The 21,216-nt window shown below is 72.0% G+C and carries 18 protein-coding genes; 8 read left to right on the forward strand and 10 right to left on the reverse strand.

What is annotated here, in order from left to right:
* Positions 1–9: 9 nt before the first annotated feature.
* The 4 genes from ACFWUY_RS16975 to ACFWUY_RS16990 form a co-directional block, all read right to left on the reverse strand.
* On the reverse strand, positions 10–864 hold the full coding sequence (locus ACFWUY_RS16975; protein ID WP_384108109.1) for a carbohydrate ABC transporter permease: 855 nt from the start codon (positions 862–864) through the stop codon (positions 10–12).
* Positions 861–1,748 (reverse strand): carbohydrate ABC transporter permease, encoded by an 888-nt coding sequence (locus ACFWUY_RS16980; protein WP_384108111.1) that lies wholly within the window; start codon positions 1,746–1,748, stop codon positions 861–863. Before ACFWUY_RS16980 ends, ACFWUY_RS16975 begins: the two co-directional genes overlap by 4 nt.
* A 4-nt stretch (positions 1,749–1,752) precedes the next feature.
* Positions 1,753–3,081, reverse strand: coding sequence for an ABC transporter substrate-binding protein (locus ACFWUY_RS16985; RefSeq protein ID WP_384108113.1), 1,329 nt, complete (start codon positions 3,079–3,081; stop codon positions 1,753–1,755).
* 101 nt (positions 3,082–3,182) lie between these two features.
* Entirely contained in the window at positions 3,183–4,280 is a 1,098-nt protein-coding gene (locus ACFWUY_RS16990; RefSeq protein WP_384108115.1) for a substrate-binding domain-containing protein, read from the reverse strand.
* A 165-nt stretch (positions 4,281–4,445) separates the two neighbouring features.
* Here ACFWUY_RS16990 and ACFWUY_RS16995 point away from each other — a divergent pair, with 165 nt between their 5' ends.
* Complete coding sequence (locus ACFWUY_RS16995; protein ID WP_384108117.1) at positions 4,446–6,386, forward strand: DUF2264 domain-containing protein; 1,941 nt, start codon at positions 4,446–4,448, stop codon at positions 6,384–6,386.
* A gap of 18 nt (positions 6,387–6,404) precedes the next feature.
* Here the strand turns inward: ACFWUY_RS16995 and ACFWUY_RS17000 are convergent, their stop codons facing one another.
* Both ACFWUY_RS17000 and ACFWUY_RS17005 read right to left on the reverse strand, forming a co-directional pair.
* Positions 6,405–7,178 carry an SDR family NAD(P)-dependent oxidoreductase gene (locus tag ACFWUY_RS17000; protein ID WP_384108119.1) on the reverse strand — a complete coding sequence of 258 codons (774 nt, stop codon included), beginning with the start codon at positions 7,176–7,178 and terminating at the stop codon, positions 6,405–6,407.
* On the reverse strand, positions 7,175–7,882 hold the full coding sequence (locus ACFWUY_RS17005; protein WP_384108121.1) for an MOSC domain-containing protein: 708 nt from the start codon (positions 7,880–7,882) through the stop codon (positions 7,175–7,177). The genes ACFWUY_RS17000 and ACFWUY_RS17005 overlap by 4 nt, the downstream gene beginning before the upstream one ends.
* Positions 7,883–7,963: 81 nt before the next feature.
* On the opposite strand from ACFWUY_RS17005, the gene ACFWUY_RS17010 reads away from it, so the two are divergent.
* The gene (locus ACFWUY_RS17010; RefSeq protein ID WP_384108123.1) at positions 7,964–8,857 is read left to right on the forward strand and encodes a LysR family transcriptional regulator; all 894 of its coding nucleotides are present in this window, start codon (positions 7,964–7,966) and stop codon (positions 8,855–8,857) included.
* Positions 8,858–8,967: 110 nt separating this feature from the next.
* Here the strand turns inward: ACFWUY_RS17010 and ACFWUY_RS17015 are convergent, their stop codons facing one another.
* Entirely contained in the window at positions 8,968–9,342 is a 375-nt protein-coding gene (locus ACFWUY_RS17015) for a WhiB family transcriptional regulator (RefSeq protein ID WP_384108125.1), read from the reverse strand.
* A gap of 434 nt (positions 9,343–9,776) precedes the next feature.
* Here ACFWUY_RS17015 and ACFWUY_RS17020 point away from each other — a divergent pair, with 434 nt between their 5' ends.
* The 4 genes from ACFWUY_RS17020 to ACFWUY_RS17035 all read left to right on the forward strand — a co-directional run bounded on the left by ACFWUY_RS17020 (position 9,777) and on the right by ACFWUY_RS17035 (position 14,108).
* A complete protein-coding gene (locus tag ACFWUY_RS17020; protein WP_003948568.1) occupies positions 9,777–10,388 on the forward strand; it encodes a response regulator transcription factor in 612 nt (203 codons plus the stop codon).
* Between the two features lie 243 nt (positions 10,389–10,631).
* Positions 10,632–11,234, forward strand: coding sequence for a sigma-70 family RNA polymerase sigma factor (locus ACFWUY_RS17025; protein ID WP_384108127.1), 603 nt, complete (start codon positions 10,632–10,634; stop codon positions 11,232–11,234).
* Positions 11,235–11,374: 140 nt separating this feature from the next.
* Complete coding sequence (guaB, locus tag ACFWUY_RS17030) at positions 11,375–12,877, forward strand: IMP dehydrogenase (RefSeq protein ID WP_384108129.1); 1,503 nt, start codon at positions 11,375–11,377, stop codon at positions 12,875–12,877.
* A gap of 106 nt (positions 12,878–12,983) precedes the next feature.
* On the forward strand, positions 12,984–14,108 hold the full coding sequence (locus tag ACFWUY_RS17035) for a GuaB3 family IMP dehydrogenase-related protein (protein ID WP_384108131.1): 1,125 nt from the start codon (positions 12,984–12,986) through the stop codon (positions 14,106–14,108).
* A 70-nt stretch (positions 14,109–14,178) separates the two neighbouring features.
* On the opposite strand, the gene ACFWUY_RS17040 is transcribed toward ACFWUY_RS17035, so the two are convergent.
* The 3 genes from ACFWUY_RS17040 to ACFWUY_RS17050 all read right to left on the reverse strand — a co-directional run bounded on the left by ACFWUY_RS17040 (position 14,179) and on the right by ACFWUY_RS17050 (position 16,338).
* Positions 14,179–14,670, reverse strand: a complete 492-nt coding sequence (locus ACFWUY_RS17040) for a hypothetical protein (protein ID WP_384108134.1) — start codon at positions 14,668–14,670, stop codon at positions 14,179–14,181.
* A 58-nt stretch (positions 14,671–14,728) separates the two neighbouring features.
* Complete coding sequence (locus ACFWUY_RS17045) at positions 14,729–14,995, reverse strand: hypothetical protein (RefSeq protein ID WP_384108136.1); 267 nt, start codon at positions 14,993–14,995, stop codon at positions 14,729–14,731.
* 101 nt (positions 14,996–15,096) lie between these two features.
* Positions 15,097–16,338 (reverse strand): nucleotide sugar dehydrogenase, encoded by a 1,242-nt coding sequence (locus ACFWUY_RS17050; protein ID WP_384108138.1) that lies wholly within the window; start codon positions 16,336–16,338, stop codon positions 15,097–15,099.
* A gap of 299 nt (positions 16,339–16,637) precedes the next feature.
* Between ACFWUY_RS17050 and ACFWUY_RS17055 the strand changes: the two genes are divergently transcribed.
* Together ACFWUY_RS17055 and ACFWUY_RS17060 are read left to right on the forward strand one after the other, a co-directional pair.
* Positions 16,638–18,344 carry a glycerol-3-phosphate dehydrogenase/oxidase gene (locus ACFWUY_RS17055; RefSeq protein WP_384108140.1) on the forward strand — a complete coding sequence of 569 codons (1,707 nt, stop codon included), beginning with the start codon at positions 16,638–16,640 and terminating at the stop codon, positions 18,342–18,344.
* Positions 18,345–18,547: 203 nt separating this feature from the next.
* Entirely contained in the window at positions 18,548–21,142 is a 2,595-nt protein-coding gene (locus ACFWUY_RS17060; protein WP_384108142.1) for a serine/threonine-protein kinase, read from the forward strand.
* Positions 21,143–21,216: the final 74 nt, after the last annotated feature.

Below are 21,216 nucleotides of genomic sequence, written 5' to 3' on the forward strand. Positions count from 1 at the left end.
CTGAGCTCCTCACTTGACGCTGCCGGCCGTCAGACCGGCCTTCCAGTGGCGCTGGAGGGAGACGAAGGCGACGACGAGGGGGACGACGGCGAGCAGGGATCCGGTGACGACGAGGGGGTAGTAGTCGGGTTCGGCGTGGGCGTTGCTGTTCCACGCGTACAGGCCGAGGCTCAGCGGATACAGCTTCTGGTCCGACAGCATCACCAGGGGGAGGAAGAAGTTGTTCCAGACGGCGGTGAACTGGAAGAGGAAGACGGTCACGAAGCCGGGCATGACCATGCGCAGACCGATGGACCAGAAGACGCGCAGTTCGCCGGCCCCGTCGATACGGGCGGCCTCCAGGGCCTCGTCGGGGATGTAGCCGCCGCAGAAGACCCGGGACAGGTAGACGCCGAAGGGGTTGACGAGGACGGGGATCAGGACGGCCCAGTAGGTGTTGACGACGCCGACCTCGCTGGCCAGGAGGTACATCGGCAGGGCGAGCGCGGTGGTGGGGACGAGCACGCCGACCAGGACGAGGCCGAAGAGCTTCTCCTTGCCCTTGAAGTCGTAGACGTGGAAGGCGTATCCGGCGGCGACGCTGACGAACGAGCAGGCGAGGGCGCCGATCCCGGCGTAGAGCAGGCTGTTCAGGTACCAGTGGAAGTAGATGCCGTCGTTGTACTCGGCGAGCCGGGTGAGGTTGCCGCCCAGGTCGAAGCCCTCGAAGGAGAAGGCGTTTCCGGCGAGGAGGCCGCCGGCGTCCTTGGTGGCGGCGGTGAGCAGCCAGACGAGCGGGAAGAGCATGTAGACGACGGCGAGGACGAGGGCGCCGTTGACGGCGGCCTGGGACAGCCAGACGGAGGGGGTACGGGGCTTGCTCACGCGCGCTTCCCCTTCCGGCCGGTCAGCCGTGTCACGGCGAAGGACAGCAGCGCCGCCGTCAGGGCGAGGAGTACGGAGGCGGCGGCGGCGAGCCCGTAGTCGTTGCGGTCGAAGGCCGCGGTGTACGCGTACATGTTCGGCGTCCAGGTGGAGGTGACGGCGGAGCCCGTGCCCTTGTTGAGGATCAGCGGCTCGGTGAAGAGCTGGAGCGAGCCGATGACGGTGAAGAGGCCGACCATCGCGAGGGAGGCCTTGACGAGCGGGATCTTGACGGAGAAGGCGATGCGCCAGGCGCCGGCCCCGTCGACGGTGGCCGCTTCGAGGACGGAGCGGTCGATGGCCTGGAGGGCCGCGTAGAAGATGACCATGTTGTAGCCGAGCCATTCCCACAGGGCGATGTTGACGATGGAGGGCAGGGCGCCTTCGGGGGAGAAGAAGTCGAAGCCGATGCCTCCGGCCTCCATGGCCTGGACGACCGGGCTGAGCTGGGGCGTGTAGAGGTAGACCCAGATCAGGGCGGCGATGATGCCGGGGACGGCGTGCGGCAGGAAGAGCGCGAGCTGGAAGAAGCGGCGGGCGCGGGCGAGCGCCGAGTCGAGCAGGAGGGCGAGGCCGAGGGCTCCGGCGAGCAGCAGCGGGATGTAGAACAGGCAGTATCCGAGCAGGACGCCGAAGCCCTCGCGGAAGGCCCGGTCACCCAGCGCCGCGGTGTAGTTGTCGAGGCCGGTGAAGACGGTCTCGGTGCCGCCGAAGCCCAGTCCGGACTGTTTCTCGGTGAAGAGGCTGAGCCAGACCGCGTATCCGATCGGCACCACCATCACCGCGGTGAACAGCAGGAAGAAGGGGGTCAGCAGGATCGTGGCGGCGCGGGTGCGGGCCTTCATGCGGTCAGCCCTCGACCTTCAGGCCGCGCTTGGTGAGTTCGGCGACGGTGGCGTCGTGACCGGCCTTGACGGCGTCGGCGATGCCGGGGCCGCCCTGGGTGATCTTGCCGAAGTGGTCCTTGATGGTGGTGTTGGTGGTGCCGGTGGTCGGGCCCCAGGCCCAGTTCGGGCTGATGGAGGCGCCCGCGGCCTCGAAGAGGGCGTAGATGTCCTGACCGCCGTAGTAGCTCGCGTCGAAGGCCTTCTTGGCGACGGGGCGCAGCGCGGCGGCGGCCGGGAAGGCGGAGGAGGTGCCGGAGGCGATCCGGGCCTTGACGCCGTCCTCGGTGGTCGACATCCACTCGGCGAAGGTGACGGCGGCGGCCTTCCGCTCGCTGTCCTTGGTCACGGCGAAGGAGGTGCCGCCGAGCATGCCGCTGGCGGGCTTGCCGTCCCAGCTGGGCATGGGGGCGACGGCCCACTTGCCGTCCTGTTCGGGCAGGGTGCCCTTGAGGACGCCGGCGCCCCAGGAGGCGCCGAGGTAGCCGATGGTGGTGCCGTTCTTGAGGGAGCCGGTCCACTCGGGGCTGAAGGAGGCGTTCTTGTGGACGAGCCCGGCGTCGAGGAGGCCCTGCCAGTAGGTGGCGACCTTGGTGGTGGCGGCGTCGGTGGTGTTGATCTTCCAGGTGTCGTTCTCGGCCTTGAACCACTGGGCGCCGGCCTGCCAGGCCATGGCCTCGAAGGTGGTCGGGTCGTCCGGGAAGAAGGTGGCGATCCGGGCCTTGGCGTCGGCCTTCCTGACCTGCTCGGCGGCCTTCCTGAACTCGTCCCAGGTGGTGGGGACCCGGACCTTGTACTTCGCGAAGAGGTCCTTGCGGTAGAAGAAGGCCTGCGGGGCGGCGTCGAAGGGGACGGCCCAGGTCTTGCCGCCGAGGGTGGTGAGTTCGACGGTCTGCGGGAGCAGCTTGGCGCGGTCGGTCTCGGTGAACTCGCCGCCGATGTCCTGGAGGGCGCCGGAGCTGACGAACTCGGGGAGCGAGGAGTACTCGATGGAGACGAGGTCGGGGGCGTTGCCGGCCTTCACGGCGTTGGAGATCTTGGCGTAGCCGCCGGCGGTGCCGGAGGGGATCTCCTCGAACTTCACCTGGATGTCGGTGTGGGAGGCGTTGAAGGCGTCGACGACGTCCTTGGAGCCCTTGGCCCAGCCCCAGAAGGTGATGGTCACGGGCTCGTTCGGCTTGTTCGCGGTGTCTTTCGCGGTGTCGTCACCGCCGCCGCCGCAGGCCGTGAGAACGGCGAGGGCGGTGGCGGTGCCGGCTATGACACGGGACGTTCTGCTCCAACTACGGGTCACGGCACGGCTCCTGAGGGCGGGCGGCTGGGAGGTTGTGGCCGTGATCCTGTGACCGTTCATGACCGAAGTCAAGAGCGAAAGATTGATTGATCGAAAAATGATCAGACGAGGGTCGTGGAACGCGCGCCGCACGAGTCCCGCACCCGGAGCCTCGGCAGCAGGCCCAGATGGCGTCGCGCCGCGTCCTCGTCGGGGCCTTCGGTGAGCCGCTCCACGAGCAGCTCGGTGGCGTGCCGACCCACCTGCCGCTTGGGCGGGGCGACCGCCGTCAGCGGCGTGTCGGCGAGGGCGGCGACCTCGTCGTCGTACGCGATCAGGGCCAGGTCCTGCGGCACCCGCACACCCAGCTCGGCGAGGCGCTGCACGATCTCGATCGCGTCCACGTCGTTGTGGACGAGGGCCGCGCTCGCCAGACCCGAGCCGACCGCCTCGTGCAGGGCGCGCACCGCCCGCTCGAAGCCCTCCGGGTCTGCCTCCGCCGGTACGGAGTCGATGACGGGCCGCGGTTCCTCGAGGCCGAGCGTCCCCAGCGCCTCGGCGTAGCCGGCACGCACCGCGAGCGCGGTCGGGGAGTCCCCGCGCGCCACCAGGAGCGGCGTCGCGTGGCCGAGGGCCAGCAGGTGGCGCAGGGCGAGCAGCACTCCGTGGCCGTGGTCGGACGCGACCCGGTCCAGGCCGTCGAGCGGGCTGCCCGGAACCGCCCGGCGCTCCAGGAGCACGGCCGGTACGGGGAGTTCGGCCAGCCAGTCCCCGTACGCGAGCCGGTCCTCGGGGCCCCGCCAGCCCGGTGCGACGAGCACGCCCTCGGCACCCGCCGCGAGCAGCCCCTCGGTGCGGGCCCGGTCCTCCTCCGGCCGGTAGTCCGAGACGCGGAGCACGAGCCGGGCGCCGGCGCGGGCGGCCGCCTCGTGCGCCCCCCGGATGACCTCGGCGAAGTAGTACGTGGCCGAGGGGGCGAGCAGGCCGATGACCAGGCCCTCACCGGGACGCCCGGAGGCCGGGGCGCCCTGCCGCCGCGGCCAGGAGACCTGGCCGTGCACCCGGTCGAGCAGTCCCCGGCCGGACAGGACCTCGACGTCACGGCGGGCGGTGACGGGGGAGACCCCGAGCCGTTCGGCCAGGTCGGCGACGCGGGCGGTGCCGCGCTCGCGCACCAGGGCCAGCAGTCGGTCGTGTCGTTCGGCAGCACTCTCGCGCACGGCGCAGTTCCCCCTCGCGGTGGTGGTGGTCTGTCGACCCTAGCCCAGGAATGATCGAACGACCCTTGTTTCGATCATTCGCTCTAAATCTCTTGACGTCCGATCGAAGCCTGTTCAGGATTCCGGGCGACGCAGACGTCACCCAGGCAGCCCTCAGGGAGCATCATGCCCACGCCGCCCGAAGACCGTGAGCTCAGCCCGTACACCGGCTGGACCCGAGCCCACTGGGAGACCACGGCCGACCGACTCCTGCTGGCCGTACGCCCCTTCGCCTCGCCGCGGTACGGGCTCGTCGACCTGCCGGGCCCCCGCCCCAGCTGGTCCGGAACCCGCTCCGACGGCCTGGAGGGCTGGGCCCGCACCTTCCTGCTCGCCGCCCTCCGCGTCGCGGGCGCCGGGGGAGCCGACCCGCACGGCCACCTGGACCGGTACGCCGAGGGACTCGCGGCCGGCACCGGCAGGCCGGGCGCCGACGGGCCTGGCACCGGCAGGCCGGGTGCCGACGACCCCGACTCCTGGCCCCTCACCACCGGCACCCGCCAGGCGATCGTCGAAGCCGCCTCGATCGCCCTCGGCCTCCGCCTCACCCGCCCCTGGCTCTGGGACCGGCTCGACGACCGCACCCGCGAACAGGTCGTCGACTGGCTCCGCCCCGCCCTCCGGCCGTCCCCCGTCGACAACAACTGGTGGCTCTTCGGCCTCACCGTCGCCGGCTTCCTCCAGGACGTCGGCGCCGACACCGACCTGGCCGCCGCCACGATCGACCGCTCCCTCGCCCGCGTCGAGGACTGGTACCTCGGCGACGGCTGGTACAGCGACGGCGACAACCGCGCCTTCGACCACTACAACGGCTGGGCGCTGCACTTCTACCCCGTCCTCCACGCCCACCTCGCCGGCGACCGGACGCTCCTCGACCGGTACGGGCCCCGCCTCCGCGCCCACCTCGGCGACTACATCCACCTCTTCGACACGAACGGCGCCCCCGTCCCGTACGGGCGCTCCCTGATCTACCGCTTCGCCGCGGCCGCCGCACCCTGGCTCGGCACCCTCACCGGATACACCCCCCTCACCCCCGGTGCCACCCGCCGCCTCGCCTCCGGCACCCTGCGGTACTTCCTCGACCGCGGCGCCACCGACCCGGACGGGCTCCTCACCCTCGGCTGGCACGGCCCGTACCCGCCGCTCGTCCAGGAGTACTCGGGCCCCGGCTCCCCCTACTGGGCGTCCAAGGGTTTCCTCGGCCTCCTCCTGCCGGGCGACCACCCCGCCTGGACCGACCCCGAGGCGCCCCTGCCCGCCGAACGCGGCGACACCGTCCGCCCCATCGCCCCGGCCGGGCTGCTCGTCCAGACCACCGCCGCCGACGGACTCGTACGCCTCCACAACCACGGCAGCAACCATGTGCACAGCGCCGGGTCGGCCGAGGACGACCCCGGCTACGCCCGCCACGCCTACTCCACCCGTACCGGCCCCACCACCGGCTCCGCCCCGGCCGACAACCACTTCGCGCTGATCGTCGACGAAGGAGACGGGCCCGCCGGGGCCGACGGGCACGACGGGATCGTCGGGAAGGCCACCACCCGGGGCCCCGCCACCCCCGCCGGCACCGGACCCGGCTGGGCCGCCTCCCAGCACACCCCGCTCCCCGGCGTCCGGGTCCTCTCCGCCACCCTCGCCCGCGGCCGCGCCGAGGTCCGCGCCCACCTCGTCCTCGGCGCCCCGGAAGGGACTCCCGTACGGCAGACCGGCTGGGCCACCACTCCCGAGGGACCGCGGGCCCAGCTCCACCCGGTCCACGGCTACCCGGACGGCGAAGGAGCCACCGAACTCCCCGCCGGGGAAACCCTTCAGGGTCCCGGCAGCCGCACCCTCGCCCTGTACGGCGTCACGACGGGCCCGGCGACCCTCTTCGTCGCCCTCGCCTCACTCACCGCGGAACCCGCCCCGGACCCCGTGGCCGACCTGGCGACCGTCCGGGTCACCGGCCACACCCTCCACGTGACCTGGCGGAACGGCACGCCCACCCGACTGGACCTCGACGCACTGGACGCGGACGTACCCGACGCGCCCGCACTCGACACAGCCGGTACGAGCGATCCGGGCTGAACCGGGAAGGCGGCCGCGCTACTTCGGACCGTACTTGCGACCGGCCTTCGAGGAGACCCCGCCCAGCAGACCGCGCGGCGCCAGCTTCACCACACCCATCAGGGCCTTGTAGCGGGGGTCGGGGATCGACAGCGTCTTCCCCCGCTCCAGGTCCGAGAGCGCCGCCGTCACCAGCTTGTCCGCGTCGAGCCACATCCAGCCCGGGATGTTCTCCGTCCCCATCCCGGCCCGCTCGTGGAACTCGGTCCGTACGAAGCCGGGGCAGAGCGCCATCAGCCGCACCCCGCTGCCTGCCAGGTCACGGGCCGCGCCCTGGGTGAACTGCACGACCCAGGCCTTCGACGCCCCGTAGGTGCCGCGGGGCACGAAGGCCGCCACCGAGGCGACGTTCACCACCCCTCCCCGGCGGCGGTCCTTCATCGAGGCGGCGGCGGCCGAGGTCAGCCGCAGCACCGCCTCGCAGTGCACGGTGAGCATCTTCAGCTCGTCGGCCATGGACACTTCGAGGAAGCGGCCCTTGTTGCCGAAGCCCGCGTTGTTCACGAGCAGGTCCACCGGCTGCTTCGGGTCCGAGAGCCGGGCCTCGACGGCGGCGATGCCCTTCTCCTCGGAGAGGTCCGCCGCGAGCACCTCGGCCTCGACGCCGTGCCGGTCGTGCAGCTCGGTCGCCTGCTCCCGGAGCCGCTTCACGTCCCGTGCCACGAGCACGACGTCGTGACCGTCCGCGGCGAGTCTCCGTGCGAAGGCGGCGCCGATGCCCGCGGTGGCTCCCGTAATCAGTGCAGTCGTCATACGGGCACGTTAGTGCCCCCTTCCGGCGCCTCCGCGCGGGCGTACTTCTCCGCGTACTGGCGTGCGAGCGCGAGGAGTCCCGACTCCATCCACTCGGCGGCCACCAACGTGCTGGGCAGCAGCGCGCGTTCGACGGTCGCGGCGCGGTGGAGCAGGGCGACGGTGATGTCGTGCTCGGGCCGGTGGACGACCGCGATCGGGTCGCCGGCGCGGATCTCGCCCGGTGTGATCACCCGCAGCAGCGCGCCGGGACCGGCCTCGGACTGCGTGAACCGCCGGACCCAGCCCTTCTCCTCGATGAAGCCCGCGAACGTACGGCAGGGGATACGGCCTCCGGTGACCTCCAGGACGACCTCTTCACCGATCCGCCAGCGCTCGCCGATCAGGGCCCCGTTCACGTCGAGGCCCCGGGTGGTGAGGTTCTCGCCGAAGGAGCCGTTGGCGAGCTCGCGGCCGAGCTCCCGCTCCCACCGGTCCAGGTCCTCGCGGGCGAAGGCGTACGCGGCCCGGTCGTCGCCGCCGTGGAACCGCAGGTCGCAGACCGTGTCCCCGGCGAGCCCGCTCCTCCCGACGCCGGACGCCCCGGGCGCCTCGATCCGTACCGGCCCCTCGACGGGGCGCTTGTCGATGGCGGTGAGGCCGGACGCGGCGTCGGTGTAGTCCACGGCCCTGGCCCGGCCCACATTCACACTCAGCAAGGTCATGTGGGCACTTTACGGACACCTCCCTCAAAGCGATGGACGAATATCCGCCGCTTCACCCAAGATTCGCTTATGCTGAAACGCATGATCGAGGCACGCCATCTCCGCGTCCTGCGCGCCGTCGCCGCCACCGGCTCCTTCTCCGCCGCCGCGCGTGAACTCGGCTGCACCCAGCCCGCCGTCAGTCAGCAGATGAAGGCCCTCGAAGCCTCCGCCGGCACGCCGCTGCTGATCCGCGCGGCCCGCGAGATGCGCCTCACCCAGGCCGGCGAGGTCCTCGTCCGCCACGCCTCCGGCATCCTCGCCGGACTCACCGCCGCCGAGGAGGAGGTCGCCGCCATCGCCGGGCTCCGGGCGGGCCGGGTCCGCCTGGTCTCCTTCCCCAGCGGCAGCTCCACCCTCGTCCCCACCGCGCTGGCCGCGCTGCGCGCCGCGCACCCCGGCACCCGCGTCTCGCTCGTCGAGGCCGAACCGCCGCGCTCGATCGAGATGCTCCGCGAGGGCGACTGCGACGTGGCCCTCGCCTTCCGGTACGGGGCGGGGCGGGCCGAGTGGGACGACCTGGTGGTGCGGCCGATCCTCGCCGACCGCCTGGTGGGCCTGGTTCCCGAGGGGCACCGGCTCGCCGGGGCCGGGTCGGTGGGCATCGCGGAACTCGCGGAGGAGTCCTGGATCGCGGGCTGCCCTCGCTGTCGCCGACAGCTCGTGGACGTCTGCGAGGAGGCCGGCTTCACCCCGCGGATCGACTTCGCGACCGACGACTACCCGGCGGTGGTGGGCCTGGTCGGCGCGGGCCTCGGCGTGGCCGTCCTGCCGGAGCTCGCCATCGAGTCCGTACGGCAGAGGGGGGCGCGGACCGTGGCCGTGGAACCCGCCGTGGAGCGGGAGATCGTGGCCCTGACGCTGCCCGACCTGGCCCAGGTGCCGGCCGTCGCCGCCACGCTCGACGAACTGACCCGCGCCGCCACGCGCGCGTAGGTACGCGCGACGCGCGGGCGCGGTTCCGAATCGGCACCGCTCGCCCGTCGGCGAGTCTCGTCGGCCGGTGCTGCCGCGGAGAGGTCCCGCTCAGCTGGAGAAACGTTCCTTCACATACGCTCCACAATCGGCCGGCCGGTCGCCGACGTCGTCATGGAGGGCGCGGACGTGACCGACGCGGTCGTCGGTGCCGTCGCGATCAGACGATTGCGCGCGCGTCCCATGAGCTCTTCGCGTTCGTCCTCGGTGAGGCCGCCCCATACGCCGTAGGGCTCCCGCACGGCGAGTGCGTGTGCCGCGCACTCCGCGCGCACCGGGCACCGCATGCAGACCTCTTTCGCCGAGTTCTCACGCGCACTCCGTGCCGCGCCGCGCTCTCCCTCGGGATGGAAGAACAGGGAGCTGTCGACCCCGCGGCAGGCCGCGAGGAGCTGCCAGTCCCACAGATCGGCGTTGGGTCCGGGAAGGCGGGAGAAATCTGCCATTGCGCTTGTCCCCTTGAAACCGTGTCGAACGGATAGGTGGGCGGGTGGATGGCTGATGGCCGGGGCTCCTCGGGCCCCGACGGGTCCGGATCGATACACCTACTGTCTAAGCAGATGTAAATATGACTCATTGCGAATCTAGCCACAGACACCACGAAAAGGGAAGAAAAGGCGCTAAATGGGGCAGTGCCTATCGATGGTGGGCAGAAGGCTCGCGTCGTTCTCCTCCGTACGCGCGTCCTCACGTAGAGTGCCGAACGCTGCCGTCCAACCCGTAACTCTTTCGAGTGACCGTCGTTGAGTGTGCGGAGGCGGTTGAGGAAACAAGCGATCGGGCAGGTGTCCGAGAGCGTCAATCGCACAGGTGACGATTACGTACAGCCCTGGAGGCTCAAGGTGACGCGCTACAGCTGCGAGAGCCGCGGAGGTCACGCATGACATCCGTCCTCGTTTGCGACGACTCCCCGCTTGCCCGAGAGGCGCTCCGCCGCGCGGTCGCGACCGTGCCCGGTGTCGAGCGCGTGACCACCGCGGCCAACGGCGAGGAAGTCCTCCGCCGCTGGGGCGCGGACCGCTCGGACCTGATTCTGATGGACGTACGCATGCCCGGTCTGGGCGGCGTGGAGACCGTCCGCCGGCTGCTGTCCGCGGACCCCGGCGCCCGCATCATCATGCTCACGGTCGCCGAGGACCTCGACGGCGTCGCCCTCGCGGTCGCCGCCGGTGCCCGCGGCTATCTGCACAAGGACGCCTCGCGCGCCGAACTGCGGGCCACCGTCACCCAGGCGCTGGCCGACCCGACCTGGCGGCTCGCCCCGCGCCGGCTCCGTTCGGCCGAGATGGGCGCCGCGCCCACCCTCACCGCGCGCGAGATCCAGGTCCTCGAAGGCATGAGCCACGGCCGGTCCAACGCGGAGATCGGGCGCGAGCTCTTCCTCTCCGAGGACACGGTCAAGACCCATGCCCGGCGACTCTTCAAGAAGCTGGGCGCGTCCGACCGGGCGCATGCGGTCGCCCTCGGATTCCGCTGGGGCCTGGTCCGCTGAATCGCAGGTCACCCGCCACGTCCCCGTCCTCGTCCGCGTCCGTCGCGGGGTGGACGGGGTGGGCTTGTGTCACTTCCCCGCCGTATGCCGCATCCTTGAGGTGTGGAGTTCCTCGGGGACGAGTCGATCGAGCGGGAGGGGAGGGCGCGGGAGATGAGTTCCGGCGCACCTGCTCATAACGCTTCGGTGCACAACTACGGACGCGGTGCCGCGAACGCCGAGGCGTCGGGGCACCATGGAGCGATGCGCGACGACGAGACCGTGGGTTCACCCATGCCTGCCGGGCACGGGGAAATCGGCGCGCTCGTCCACCTCGCGGTCGAGGGCGATGCCCAGGCCACGCACGACCTGCTCGCGCGGGTGCATCCGCTCGCCCTGCGGTACTGCCGCACCCGCCTCAACCGGCTGCCGGGCGACGCCCGGCACTTCGTCGAGGACCTGGCCCAGGAGGTCTGCGTCGCCGTCCTGATGGCGCTGCCGCGCTACAAGGACACGGGCAGGCCCTTCGAGGCCTTCGTCTTCGCCATCGCAGGACACAAGGTCGCCGACCTCCAGCGGGCCGCCATGCGGCACCCGGGGTCCACGGCCGTGCCCTCCGACGAGATGCCCGAGCGGCCCGACGACTCCCTCGGCCCCGAGGAGCGCGCGCTCCTCAGCGACGACGCCGAGTGGGCCAAGAAGCTGCTCGCCAACCTGCCCGAGAACCAGCGCGAGCTGCTCGTGCTCCGCGTCGCGGTCGGACTGACCGCCGAGGAGACCGGGCAGATGCTCGGCATGTCCCCGGGGGCCGTCCGGGTCGCGCAGCACCGCGCGCTCAGCCGGCTCAGGGCGCTGGCCGAGCAGTAAGACTCACCGGGGCTTGTCGGCCCTTTCGTACACGTGCGAACGTCCAAAGCTCTCCGCTGATCTTGATCGTGGAATGAGACACCGCTTCGGCCCGTTAGCATGGACATCCCGCACCGATCAAGGCCATTTGGGAAGGTGTCATGACTGCCAACGTCGACGGAGTGCCCGAGAAATTCGCGACACTCGGGCTGACCTACGACGACGTGCTGCTGCTGCCGGGCGCGTCCGAGGTCCTCCCGAACGCGGTCGACACCTCGTCCCGCATCTCCCGCAACGTCCGCGTGAACATCCCGCTGCTCTCGGCGGCGATGGACAAGGTCACCGAGTCCCGCATGGCCATCGCCATGGCGCGACAGGGCGGCGTGGGCGTGCTGCACCGCAACCTGTCGATCGAGGACCAGGTCAACCAGGTCGACCTCGTGAAGCGCTCCGAGTCCGGCATGGTGACCGACCCGATCACCGTGCACCCGGACGCGACGCTGGCCGAGGCCGACGCGCTGTGCGCCAAGTTCCGCATCAGCGGCGTCCCGGTCACCGACCAGGGCGGCAAGCTGCTCGGCATCGTCACCAACCGCGACATGGCCTTCGAGTCGGACCGCAGCCGCCAGGTGCGCGAGGTCATGACCCCGATGCCGCTGGTCACCGGCAAGGTCGGCATCTCCGGCGTGGACGCCATGGAGCTGCTCCGCCGCCACAAGATCGAGAAGCTGCCGCTGGTCGACGACTCCGGCATCCTCAAGGGCCTCATCACGGTCAAGGACTTCGTCAAGGCCGAGAAGTACCCGAACGCCGCCAAGGACGCCGAGGGCCGGCTGCTCGTCGGCGCGGCCGTCGGCGCCAGCCCCGAGGCGCTGGAGCGCGCCCAGGGCCTGGCCGCGGCGGGCGTCGACTTCCTGATCGTCGACACGTCCCACGGGCACAACAGCAACGCCCTGAACTGGATGGCGAAGATCAAGTCCAGCGTCGGCGTCGACGTCATCGGCGGCAACGTCGCGACGCGTGACGGCGCGCAGGCCCTGATCGACGCCGGTGTCGACGGCGTCAAGGTCGGCGTGGGCCCCGGCTCCATCTGCACCACCCGTGTGGTCGCCGGTATCGGCGTCCCGCAGGTCACCGCCATCTACGAGGCGGCGCTCGCCGCCCGGGCGGCCGGCGTCCCGGTCATCGGCGACGGCGGCCTGCAGTACTCTGGCGACATCGGCAAGGCGCTCGCCGCCGGTGCCGACACGGTCATGCTGGGCAGCCTGCTCGCCGGGTGCGAGGAGTCCCCGGGCGAGCTGCAGTTCATCAACGGCAAGCAGTTCAAGTCGTACCGCGGCATGGGCTCGCTCGGCGCGATGCAGTCCCGCGGCCAGGGCCGGTCCTACTCCAAGGACCGCTACTTCCAGGCCGAGGTCGCCTCGGACGACAAGCTCGTCCCCGAGGGCATCGAGGGCCAGGTGCCCTACCGCGGCCCGCTGGCCAACGTGCTGCACCAGCTCGTCGGCGGTCTCCGCCAGACGATGGGCTACGTGGGCGCCGCCACCATCGAGGAGATGGAGTCCAAGGGCCGCTTCGTCCGGATCACGTCCGCGGGCCTCAAGGAGAGCCACCCGCACGACATCCAGATGACGGTCGAGGCTCCGAACTACAGCAGGAAGTAACACGGCGCGACGCGTGGGGGCGGTTCCGGCATGTGGCCGGAGCCGCCCCTCACGCTTGTGTCGGGGATACTGGTAGGCGCAGACGTAGAGGGAAAGGCCACACATCGTGACTGAGATCGAGATCGGGCGCGGCAAGCGCGGCCGCAGGGCGTACGCGTTCGACGACATCGCCGTCGTCCCGAGCCGGCGCACCCGGGACCCGAAGGAGGTCTCGATCGCCTGGCAGATCGACGCCTACCGGTTCGAGCTGCCGTTCCTGGCCGCCCCGATGGACTCGGTCGTGTCGCCGCAGACCGCCATCCGCATCGGCGAGCTGGGCGGCCTGGGCGTCCTGAACCTGGAGGGTCTCTGGACCCGGTACGAGGACCCGCAGCCGCTGCTCGACGAGATCGCCGAGATGGACGAGGCGACCGCGACCCGCCGTCTGCAGGAGATCTACGCCGCGCCGATCAAGGAAGAGCTGATCGGGCAGCGCATCAAGGAGGTGCGCGACTCCGGTGTCGTCACCGCCGCCGCGCTCTCCCCGCAGCGCACCGCGCAGTTCTCCAAGGCCGTCGTCGACGCCGGCGTGGACATCTTCGTCATCCGCGGCACGACGGTCTCCGCCGAGCACGTCTCGGGCGCGTCCGAACCGCTGAACCTGAAGCAGTTCATCTACGAGCTCGACGTCCCGGTCATCGTCGGCGGCTGCGCCACGTACACCGCGGCCCTGCACCTGATGCGCACCGGCGCGGCGGGTGTCCTCGTCGGCTTCGGCGGCGGCGCCGCGCACACCACCCGTAACGTGCTCGGCATCCAGGTCCCGATGGCGACCGCGGTCGCCGACGTGGCCGCGGCCCGCCGCGACTACATGGACGAGTCCGGCGGCCGGTACGTGCACGTCATCGCCGACGGCGGCGTCGGCTGGTCCGGCGACCTGCCGAAGGCCATCGCCTGCGGTGCCGACTCGGTCATGATCGGCTCCCCGCTGGCCCGCGCCACGGACGCGCCCGGCAAGGGCCACCACTGGGGCATGGAGGCCGTCCACGAGGACGTGCCGCGCGGCAAGCTGGTCGACCTGGGCATCGTCGGCACCACCGAGGAGATCCTCGCGGGCCCGTCGCACTCCCCGGACGGCTCGATGAACTTCTTCGGCGCCCTGCGCCGCGCGATGGCCACGACGGGCTACAGCGAGCTCAAGGAGTTCCAGCGCGTCGAGGTCACGGTCGCGGACGCCCAGCACAAGCGCTGACCGTCCCCCGCAGACACGCCGAAGGGCCCCGCACCGACTCGGTGCGGGGCCCTTCGGCGTGTGCCGGTGGTTACCGGGCGGCCTTCTTGGCCCCGGAGAACGCGGCGAAGGCGGCGAGGGCGAAGAACAGGAACGTCAGCGGGTCCTTGCCCTCGTTCCAGGCCTCCGTCAGGAGACCGAACTCCTCGAGGAAGAGGTCGGTGGCGGAGACGTCGAGCTCCTTGGCCACCATGATCGCGATGCCCACGAGCTGGCCGAGGTAGACGGCCCCGAGGGACAGCACCGCGCCGGCGACCGGCAGGACGGGGTTGCGGCCGCCGACCTTGCCGGCGGCGAGGCCGACGAGGAAGCCGACACCGACGGCGGCCCAGCCGATCTCGCGCTCGGTGCCGCCGATGATGGCTCCGTACACCCCGCCCGCGACGAGGGCCGCGACCAGGGCCGCCACCAGGCCGAGGGCCAGGTTGTCGCGGGTGGGCGCGGGCGGCGGTGCCATCGGGTAGGGCTGCGGCGCGGCGCCGTCGGCGAACGGGTTGCCGGGCGGCGGAACGGGCTGGCTCATGCTGTGGATCCCCCCAGGGAACGGTGAAGTGTGCGGAACGGCTGGACTTGACCGTGCGTCAGCCGGCGATGATCGCGATCAGCGGCGCGAGGATGATTCCGAAACCGAGCAGGGACATCAGCCCGCCGGCCACGCGAAAGCCGGTGGCCGTGGCGACCCGGTCGGGCGGCCCCAGGTCTCCCCGGGCATGGGCGCGCAGCTCCAGGTTGCTCAGATGCCACCGCTCCAGCCGGACGGCCCAGTCCTTGACGTTCAGCGCGACGCAGAGGCCGCTGACCCCTGCCGTCAGAAAGAACGTGAGCAGGAAGAGGATGAGGAAGAACAAACGAGCCCCCGGGACGGTGCGCGCGTGGGACGGTGCGCGCGGTGGTCCCGGAGGCTAGCAGTTGCCCATGACGGCGGCATAGGCATTTCGGCGGTCCTCCCTCACAGCCGGTGCGCGGTGCCCGTCGGGGTGGCGCCCCGGGTGTCGAGGAGGAGTTGGGCCTTGACCGCGAGGCCCTGGAGGTCGTAGGTGCGGTGGTGCTGGAGCAGGATCGTCAGGTCGGCGTGGGCGGCGGCCTCGTAGAGGGAGTCCGCGCGGGGGACGGGGAGTTCGCGGACGCGCCAGTCGGGGACGTGCGGGTCGTGGTAGCTGACGGCCGCGCCCAGGTCCATGAGGCGGCGGGCGATCTCGTCGGCGGGGGAGCCCTGACGGTCGGGCAGATCCGGCTTGTACGTGATGCCCAGGAGGAGGATCCGGGCGCCGCGGGCCGACTTGCCGTGCTCGTTGAGGAGGGTGGCGGCGCGCTGGACGACGTACCGCGGCATGCGCTCGTTGACCTGGCCTGCGAGTTCGACGAGGCGGAGCGGGCGGTGGGCGCCGACGGTGTCGACGGGGGCGCCGTGGCCGCCGACACCGGGTCCCGGGCGGAAGGCCTGGAAGCCGAAGGGCTTGGTCTCGGCGCAGCGGATGACGTCCCACAGGTCGACGCCGAGTTCATGGCAGAGGACCGCCATCTCGTTGACGAGGGCGATGTTGACGTGCCGGAAGTTGGTCTCCAGGAGCTTGACCGTCTCCGCCTCGCGGGGGCCACGCGCGCGTACCACCTTGTCGGTGAGCCGGCCGTAGAAGGCGGCCGCCGCTTCGGTGCAGGCCGGGGTGAGACCACCGATGACCTTGGGGGTGCCGGCGAAGCCGTGGGTGCGGCTGCCGGGATCGAGGCGGCCGGGTGAGTACGCGAGGTGGAAGTCGCGTCCGGCGCGGAGGCCCGAGCCCGTTTCGAGGAGGTCACGGAGCAGGCCCTCGGTGGTGCCCGGGGGGACCGGGGATTCGAGGAGCACGGTGGTGTGGGGGCGGAGCCGGGCGGCGAGCACGCGCGCGGAGTCGGTGACGGCGGTGAGGTCGAGGGCGCGGTCCGGGCCGAGGGGGGCGGGGGCGCAGAGGACGGCGGTGCGGACCCGGCCCAGTTCGGCGGGGTCGGCGGTGGGCCGGAAGCCCGCCGAGAGCATCCGGCGGATCTCGGGAACGGTGAGCGAGCCGTCGACGGGGGACCGGCCGGCGGCGAGTTCGGTGACGGGGTGGGGGGCGGTGTCGTAGCCGACGGTGGCGATGCCTGCGGCGGTGGCGGCCTGGGCGAGGGGGAGTCCGTGGTGGCCGAGGCCGATGACGGCGAGATCAGCGGGCATGGAGGGTGGGCCGTCCTTCCCAATAGCCGGAGGGGACGCGACGCGCAAGCCCGGTGGACAGAACGGGTCGAGCGCAATGTCAGACTAGGCGTAAATATGACCGATATGCGGCATTGTGTGGCCGAAGGTCGCCGGGTGTTATCCACAGGTCGGTGTCGAGGCGGTGGCTGAAGTCGCGGGGGCGGGACAGAATCGAGCTGTGAGCCGGACCACACGGGACCGGTTCTCGGCACGTGTACGCGGGACTCGGATGCGTACGGCTCGTGCGGACGGACGGGGGACGACGGGAGGCAGCAGCCGTGAGGACAGCGACACTGGGACCCGCCGAGCGCGCCGAAGCGCTGGCGGCCATGGCGGAGCGCGAGCTGGACGTGCTGGTCGTCGGCGCCGGAGTGGTCGGCGCCGGGACGGCACTCGACGCCGTCACGAGAGGCCTCTCCACCGGCATCGTGGAGGCCCGCGACTGGGCCTCCGGCACCTCCAGCCGGTCCAGCAAGCTCATCCACGGCGGCCTGCGCTACCTGGAGATGCTGGACTTCGCCCTGGTCAGGGAAGCCCTCAAGGAGCGCGGACTGCTCCTGGAGCGGCTCGCACCCCACCTGGTGAAGCCGGTCCCCTTCCTCTACCCGCTCCAGCACAAGGGCTGGGAGCGGTTCTACGCGGGCTCCGGCGTCGCGCTGTACGACACGATGTCGCTCTCCTCGGGCCACGGCCGCGGCCTCCCCGTCCACCGGCACCTCTCCCGACGCCGCGCCCTGCGGGTCGCCCCCTGCCTCAAGAAGGACGCCCTGGTCGGCGCCCTGCAGTACTACGACGCCCAGATGGACGACGCCCGCTTCGTCACCACCCTCGTGCGCACCGCCGCCTCCTACGGCGCCATGGCCGCGAGCCGGGCCCGTGTCGTCGGTTTCCTGCGCGAGGGCGAGCGGGTCGTCGGCGCCCGCGTCCAGGACGTCGAGGCCGGTGTGGCGCACGAGATCCGCGCCAAGCAGATCGTCAACGCCACCGGTGTGTGGACCGACGACACCCAGGCCCTCATCGGCGAGCGCGGCCAGTTCCACGTGCGCGCCTCCAAGGGCATCCACCTGGTCGTCCCCAAGGACCGCATCCACTCCACCACCGGGCTCATCCTGCGCACCGAGAAGTCCGTGCTCTTCGTGATCCCCTGGGGGCGGCACTGGATCGTCGGCACCACCGACACCGAGTGGGACCTCGACAAGGCCCACCCGGCCGCGTCCAGCGCCGACATCGACTACCTCCTGGAGCATGTGAACACCGTGCTGGGCACGCCGCTCACCCGCGACGACGTCCAGGGCGTCTACGCGGGCCTGCGGCCCCTGCTCGCCGGCGAGTCGGACGCCACGAGCAAGCTCTCGCGCGAACACACCGTCGCCCACCCGGTCCCCGGCCTGGTCGTGGTGGCCGGCGGCAAGTACACGACGTACCGCGTGATGGCGAAGGACGCCGTCGACGAGGCGGTGCACGGCCTCGACCAGCGCGTCGCCCCGTGCGTCACCGAGGACACCCCGCTCCTCGGCGCCGAGGGGTACCGGGCCCTGTGGAACGCGCGGGCGGGAATCGCCGCCAGGACCGGCCTCCACGTCGTCCGGGTCGAGCATCTCCTCAACCGCTACGGCTCCCTGACGGAGGAGATCCTGGACCTCGTCGCCGAGGACCCGTCACTCGGCGAACCGCTCGCGGCCGCCGACGACTACCTGCGCGCCGAGATCGTCTACGCCGCCTCGCACGAGGGCGCCCGCCACCTCGACGACGTCCTCACCCGGCGGACCAGGATCTCCATCGAGACCTTCGACCGCGGTACGCGCAGCGCCCGCGCGTGCGCGGAACTCATGGCGCCGGTCCTCGGCTGGGACGAGCACCAGATCGCGAAGGAGGTCGAGCACTACGAGAAGCGGGTCGAGGCGGAGCGCGAGTCGCAGCGGCAGCCCGACGACCTGACGGCGGACGCGGCGCGACTCGGCGCGCCGGACATCGTGCCGATCTGATCGTGCCGATCCGGCAGGACCTCCGGGGTGGCCGTGTCCGGTGGGAACCTGGGGGTGTGCGGGGACGTCGTCATCCCGGAGAACGGACCCGGGGGCGCCACCCGTCCCGAGGTGAGGGACAATGGCCTCTCTTCCAGGGCGGGTTACCGCATCGCGCGGGAAGCGGCGGACGCGGCGAAGATCAGGGATCGCAGAGGGGACGCATGTCGGAGGCGGAGCAGTCGCGGGACACGGCGAAGGACCCCGGGCGTGACGCCGCCGCGGGGGCCGCGACCGACGGCGACCGAGGAGCGGTCCCGGCCGCGCGTGAGCCGGCGCGGGACACGAAGGACGCGCAGGTCAGGCGGGGTACGGACCAGGACGGTGGGCCGGGCGACGCGGGCGGAGCGCGAGCTGCGCTCGGCCCGGCGGACGCCGTGGAACCCGCGGGTCCGGGCGGCTCGGGCGGCTCGGCGGATCCCGCCGGTACGGCGGACACGGCTGACGCCGGTGGCTCGGGCGTACGGGATTCGGGCGTACGCGATTCGGGCGTACGGGACGTGAGGGATGTTCAGGATGCCGTGGACGTTCGGGACGTGAAGAACCCCGGGCGCGTCCAGGACGCCAAGGAGCAGGAGCCTGTGGACACCGTGGACCCCCGGGACGACCCCAGGGACGCGAAGGGCTCCGCGGGAACGCCTTCCGGCGGGGCCGCAGGTCCGGGCGCGAGCCGTGGCGAGGACGTCGCCGGGGCCGGCCGGCTGCGCGGCACCGAGCCGTCGACCGGACGGGCCGGCTTCGGCGCGGGTGACGGCGACGGCGAGAGCGACCGCCGGCGGGCGCCGGGCGCCGGACGCGGTACCGGCGGCGGCAGGCCGAGCAGGACCCCGGCAGGAGAGGGGCGTCTGCTCGCGGGCCGCTACCGGCTCGGCGTGGTCCTCGGCCGCGGCGGCATGGGCACCGTCTGGCGCGCGGTCGACGAGACCCTCGGCCGTACCGTCGCCGTCAAGGAACTCCGCTTCCCCAGCAGCATCGACGAGGACGAGAAGCGGCGCCTCATCACCCGGACCCTGCGCGAGGCCAAGGCCATCGCCCGGATCCGCAACAACGGCGCCGTGACCGTGTACGACGTCGTCGACGAGGACGACCGCCCGTGGATCGTCATGGAGCTCATCGAGGGCAAGTCCCTCGCGGACGCCGTGCGCGAGGACGGCACCCTCACGCCCCGGCGCGCCGCCGAGGTCGGCCTCGCCATCCTCGACGTCCTGCGTTCGGCCCACCGCGAGGGCATCCTGCACCGCGACGTGAAGCCGTCCAACGTGCTGATCGCCGAGGACGGCCGGGTCGTACTCACCGACTTCGGCATCGCCCAGGTGGAGGGCGACCCCTCGATCACCTCCACCGGCATGCTGGTCGGCGCCCCCTCGTACATCTCGCCGGAGCGCGCCCGGGGCCACAAGCCCGGCCCCGCCGCCGACATGTGGTCGCTCGGCGGCCTCCTGTACGCGGCGGTCGAAGGCAGCCCGCCGTACGACAAGGGCTCCGCCATCGCCACCCTCACCGCGGTGATGACCGAACCGGTCGACCCGCCGAAGAACGCCGGACCCGATCTCGAGAAGGTCATCTACGGCCTCCTCGCCAAGGATCCGGCCCAGCGGCTCGACGACGCCGGCGCGCGCGTCCTGCTGCGGGCCGTGCTCGACGCGCCCGCGACGCCGGTGCTCGACGCCTCCCCCGAGGTCACCAGGGTCGTACCGTTGCCGCCGCACCCCGAGCGGACGCCGGAGGTTCCGGCGGCCGACCGGGCCAAGGCGCCCGACGCGGCCGCCGACCGTATGCGAGGCGCCCTGAAGTCCGTGCGCAACGCGGCGGCCTCCGTGAAGGCCGAGCCCACGGCGCACGCACAGGCGGGCGCGGGCGCCGCGCGGGTGAACGCGGGCGCGGGTGCCGCGGCGCCGCGGGGAGCGGGCCGGCAGGCCCCGGCCCGTGCGCCGCTGACCGACGTCGTACCGCGCCGGACACTGGTGATCATCGCCGCCGTCGCCGTTCTCGCCCTGCTCGGAACGATCTTCGCGGTCTCCCTCAGCGGGGGAGGGGACGAGGGCAACCAGGGCAAGGAGAACGGCGGTACCACGGCCTCCGCCGGTGTCTCGGCCGGCGGTGACGGCTCCGGGGGCTCCGAAGGCTCCGGCGGTTCCGGCGGTTCCGGCGGGGACAAGGGCCAGCAGGGCGGCGCCCAGCCCGGCGACGACGGCGCCACGGGGTCGACGGGCACCGACGGCACGACGGGATCCACCGGAGCGACGAACGGCAGCGGCGTCACGCCGTCCGGCACGCCCGGCGGCGGCGCGGCCGCGAAGCTGCCCGCCGGCTACAGCCTCGTCACCAACAAGCGCTTCCACTTCTCGATGGCGATGCCCTCGACCTTCCGGGTGCGCTCGATACCGGGATACAGCGGCGGCGGGATCTTCAGCGAGAGCGGTGGCTTCCCGCGCGTCCAGGTCGACTTCAACGCCAGCCCGAAGGACGACGCGGCGGCCGCCTGGGAGCTGGGCAAGATCGGTGTGGCCGCCACCAGCAAGGGCTACAAGCACTTCGGCATCAGGACCGTCTCGTACAAGGGCTACCCGACCGTCGCCGACTGGGAGTTCGAGCGCGTCCAGCAGGGCATGCGCGTCCACGTCCTCAACCGCGGCTTCAAGGTGGACGCCAAGCACGGCTACTCCATCATGATCAGCTGCAAGGCGGAGGAGTGGAACGGCGCGGAGTGCCGGACGCTGCGGGAGACGGCGTTCGCCACGTTCAGCCCCAAGGACTGACCGGTGCCACGTATCGTGAGAGTTCGAGGACCGTACACAGCCGAACAGAGTCGTTAACTGCGCGGTGCGGGACC

Source organism: Streptomyces sp. NPDC058664 (assembly GCF_042716635.1).
Classification (GTDB): Bacteria; Actinomycetota; Actinomycetes; order Streptomycetales; family Streptomycetaceae; genus Streptomyces.

Excerpts from the sequence above, each read along its gene's own strand:
- ACFWUY_RS17015 (WP_384108125.1), bottom strand. The coding sequence starts at position 9,342 with ATGGCAGATTTCTCCCGCCTTCCCGGACCCAACGCCGATCTGTGGGAC.
- ACFWUY_RS17010 (WP_384108123.1), top strand. The coding sequence starts at position 7,964 with ATGATCGAGGCACGCCATCTCCGCGTCCTGCGCGCCGTCGCCGCCACC.
- ACFWUY_RS17040 (WP_384108134.1), bottom strand. The coding sequence starts at position 14,670 with ATGAGCCAGCCCGTTCCGCCGCCCGGCAACCCGTTCGCCGACGGCGCC.
- ACFWUY_RS16995 (WP_384108117.1), top strand. The coding sequence starts at position 4,446 with ATGCCCACGCCGCCCGAAGACCGTGAGCTCAGCCCGTACACCGGCTGG.
- ACFWUY_RS17020 (WP_003948568.1), top strand. The coding sequence starts at position 9,777 with ATGACATCCGTCCTCGTTTGCGACGACTCCCCGCTTGCCCGAGAGGCG.
- guaB (WP_384108129.1), top strand. The coding sequence starts at position 11,375 with ATGACTGCCAACGTCGACGGAGTGCCCGAGAAATTCGCGACACTCGGG.
- ACFWUY_RS16980 (WP_384108111.1), bottom strand. The coding sequence starts at position 1,748 with ATGAAGGCCCGCACCCGCGCCGCCACGATCCTGCTGACCCCCTTCTTC.
- ACFWUY_RS17060 (WP_384108142.1), top strand. The coding sequence starts at position 18,548 with ATGTCGGAGGCGGAGCAGTCGCGGGACACGGCGAAGGACCCCGGGCGT.
- ACFWUY_RS17050 (WP_384108138.1), bottom strand. The coding sequence starts at position 16,338 with ATGCCCGCTGATCTCGCCGTCATCGGCCTCGGCCACCACGGACTCCCC.
- ACFWUY_RS17005 (WP_384108121.1), bottom strand. The coding sequence starts at position 7,882 with ATGACCTTGCTGAGTGTGAATGTGGGCCGGGCCAGGGCCGTGGACTAC.
- ACFWUY_RS17000 (WP_384108119.1), bottom strand. The coding sequence starts at position 7,178 with ATGACGACTGCACTGATTACGGGAGCCACCGCGGGCATCGGCGCCGCC.
- ACFWUY_RS17025 (WP_384108127.1), top strand. The coding sequence starts at position 10,632 with ATGCGCGACGACGAGACCGTGGGTTCACCCATGCCTGCCGGGCACGGG.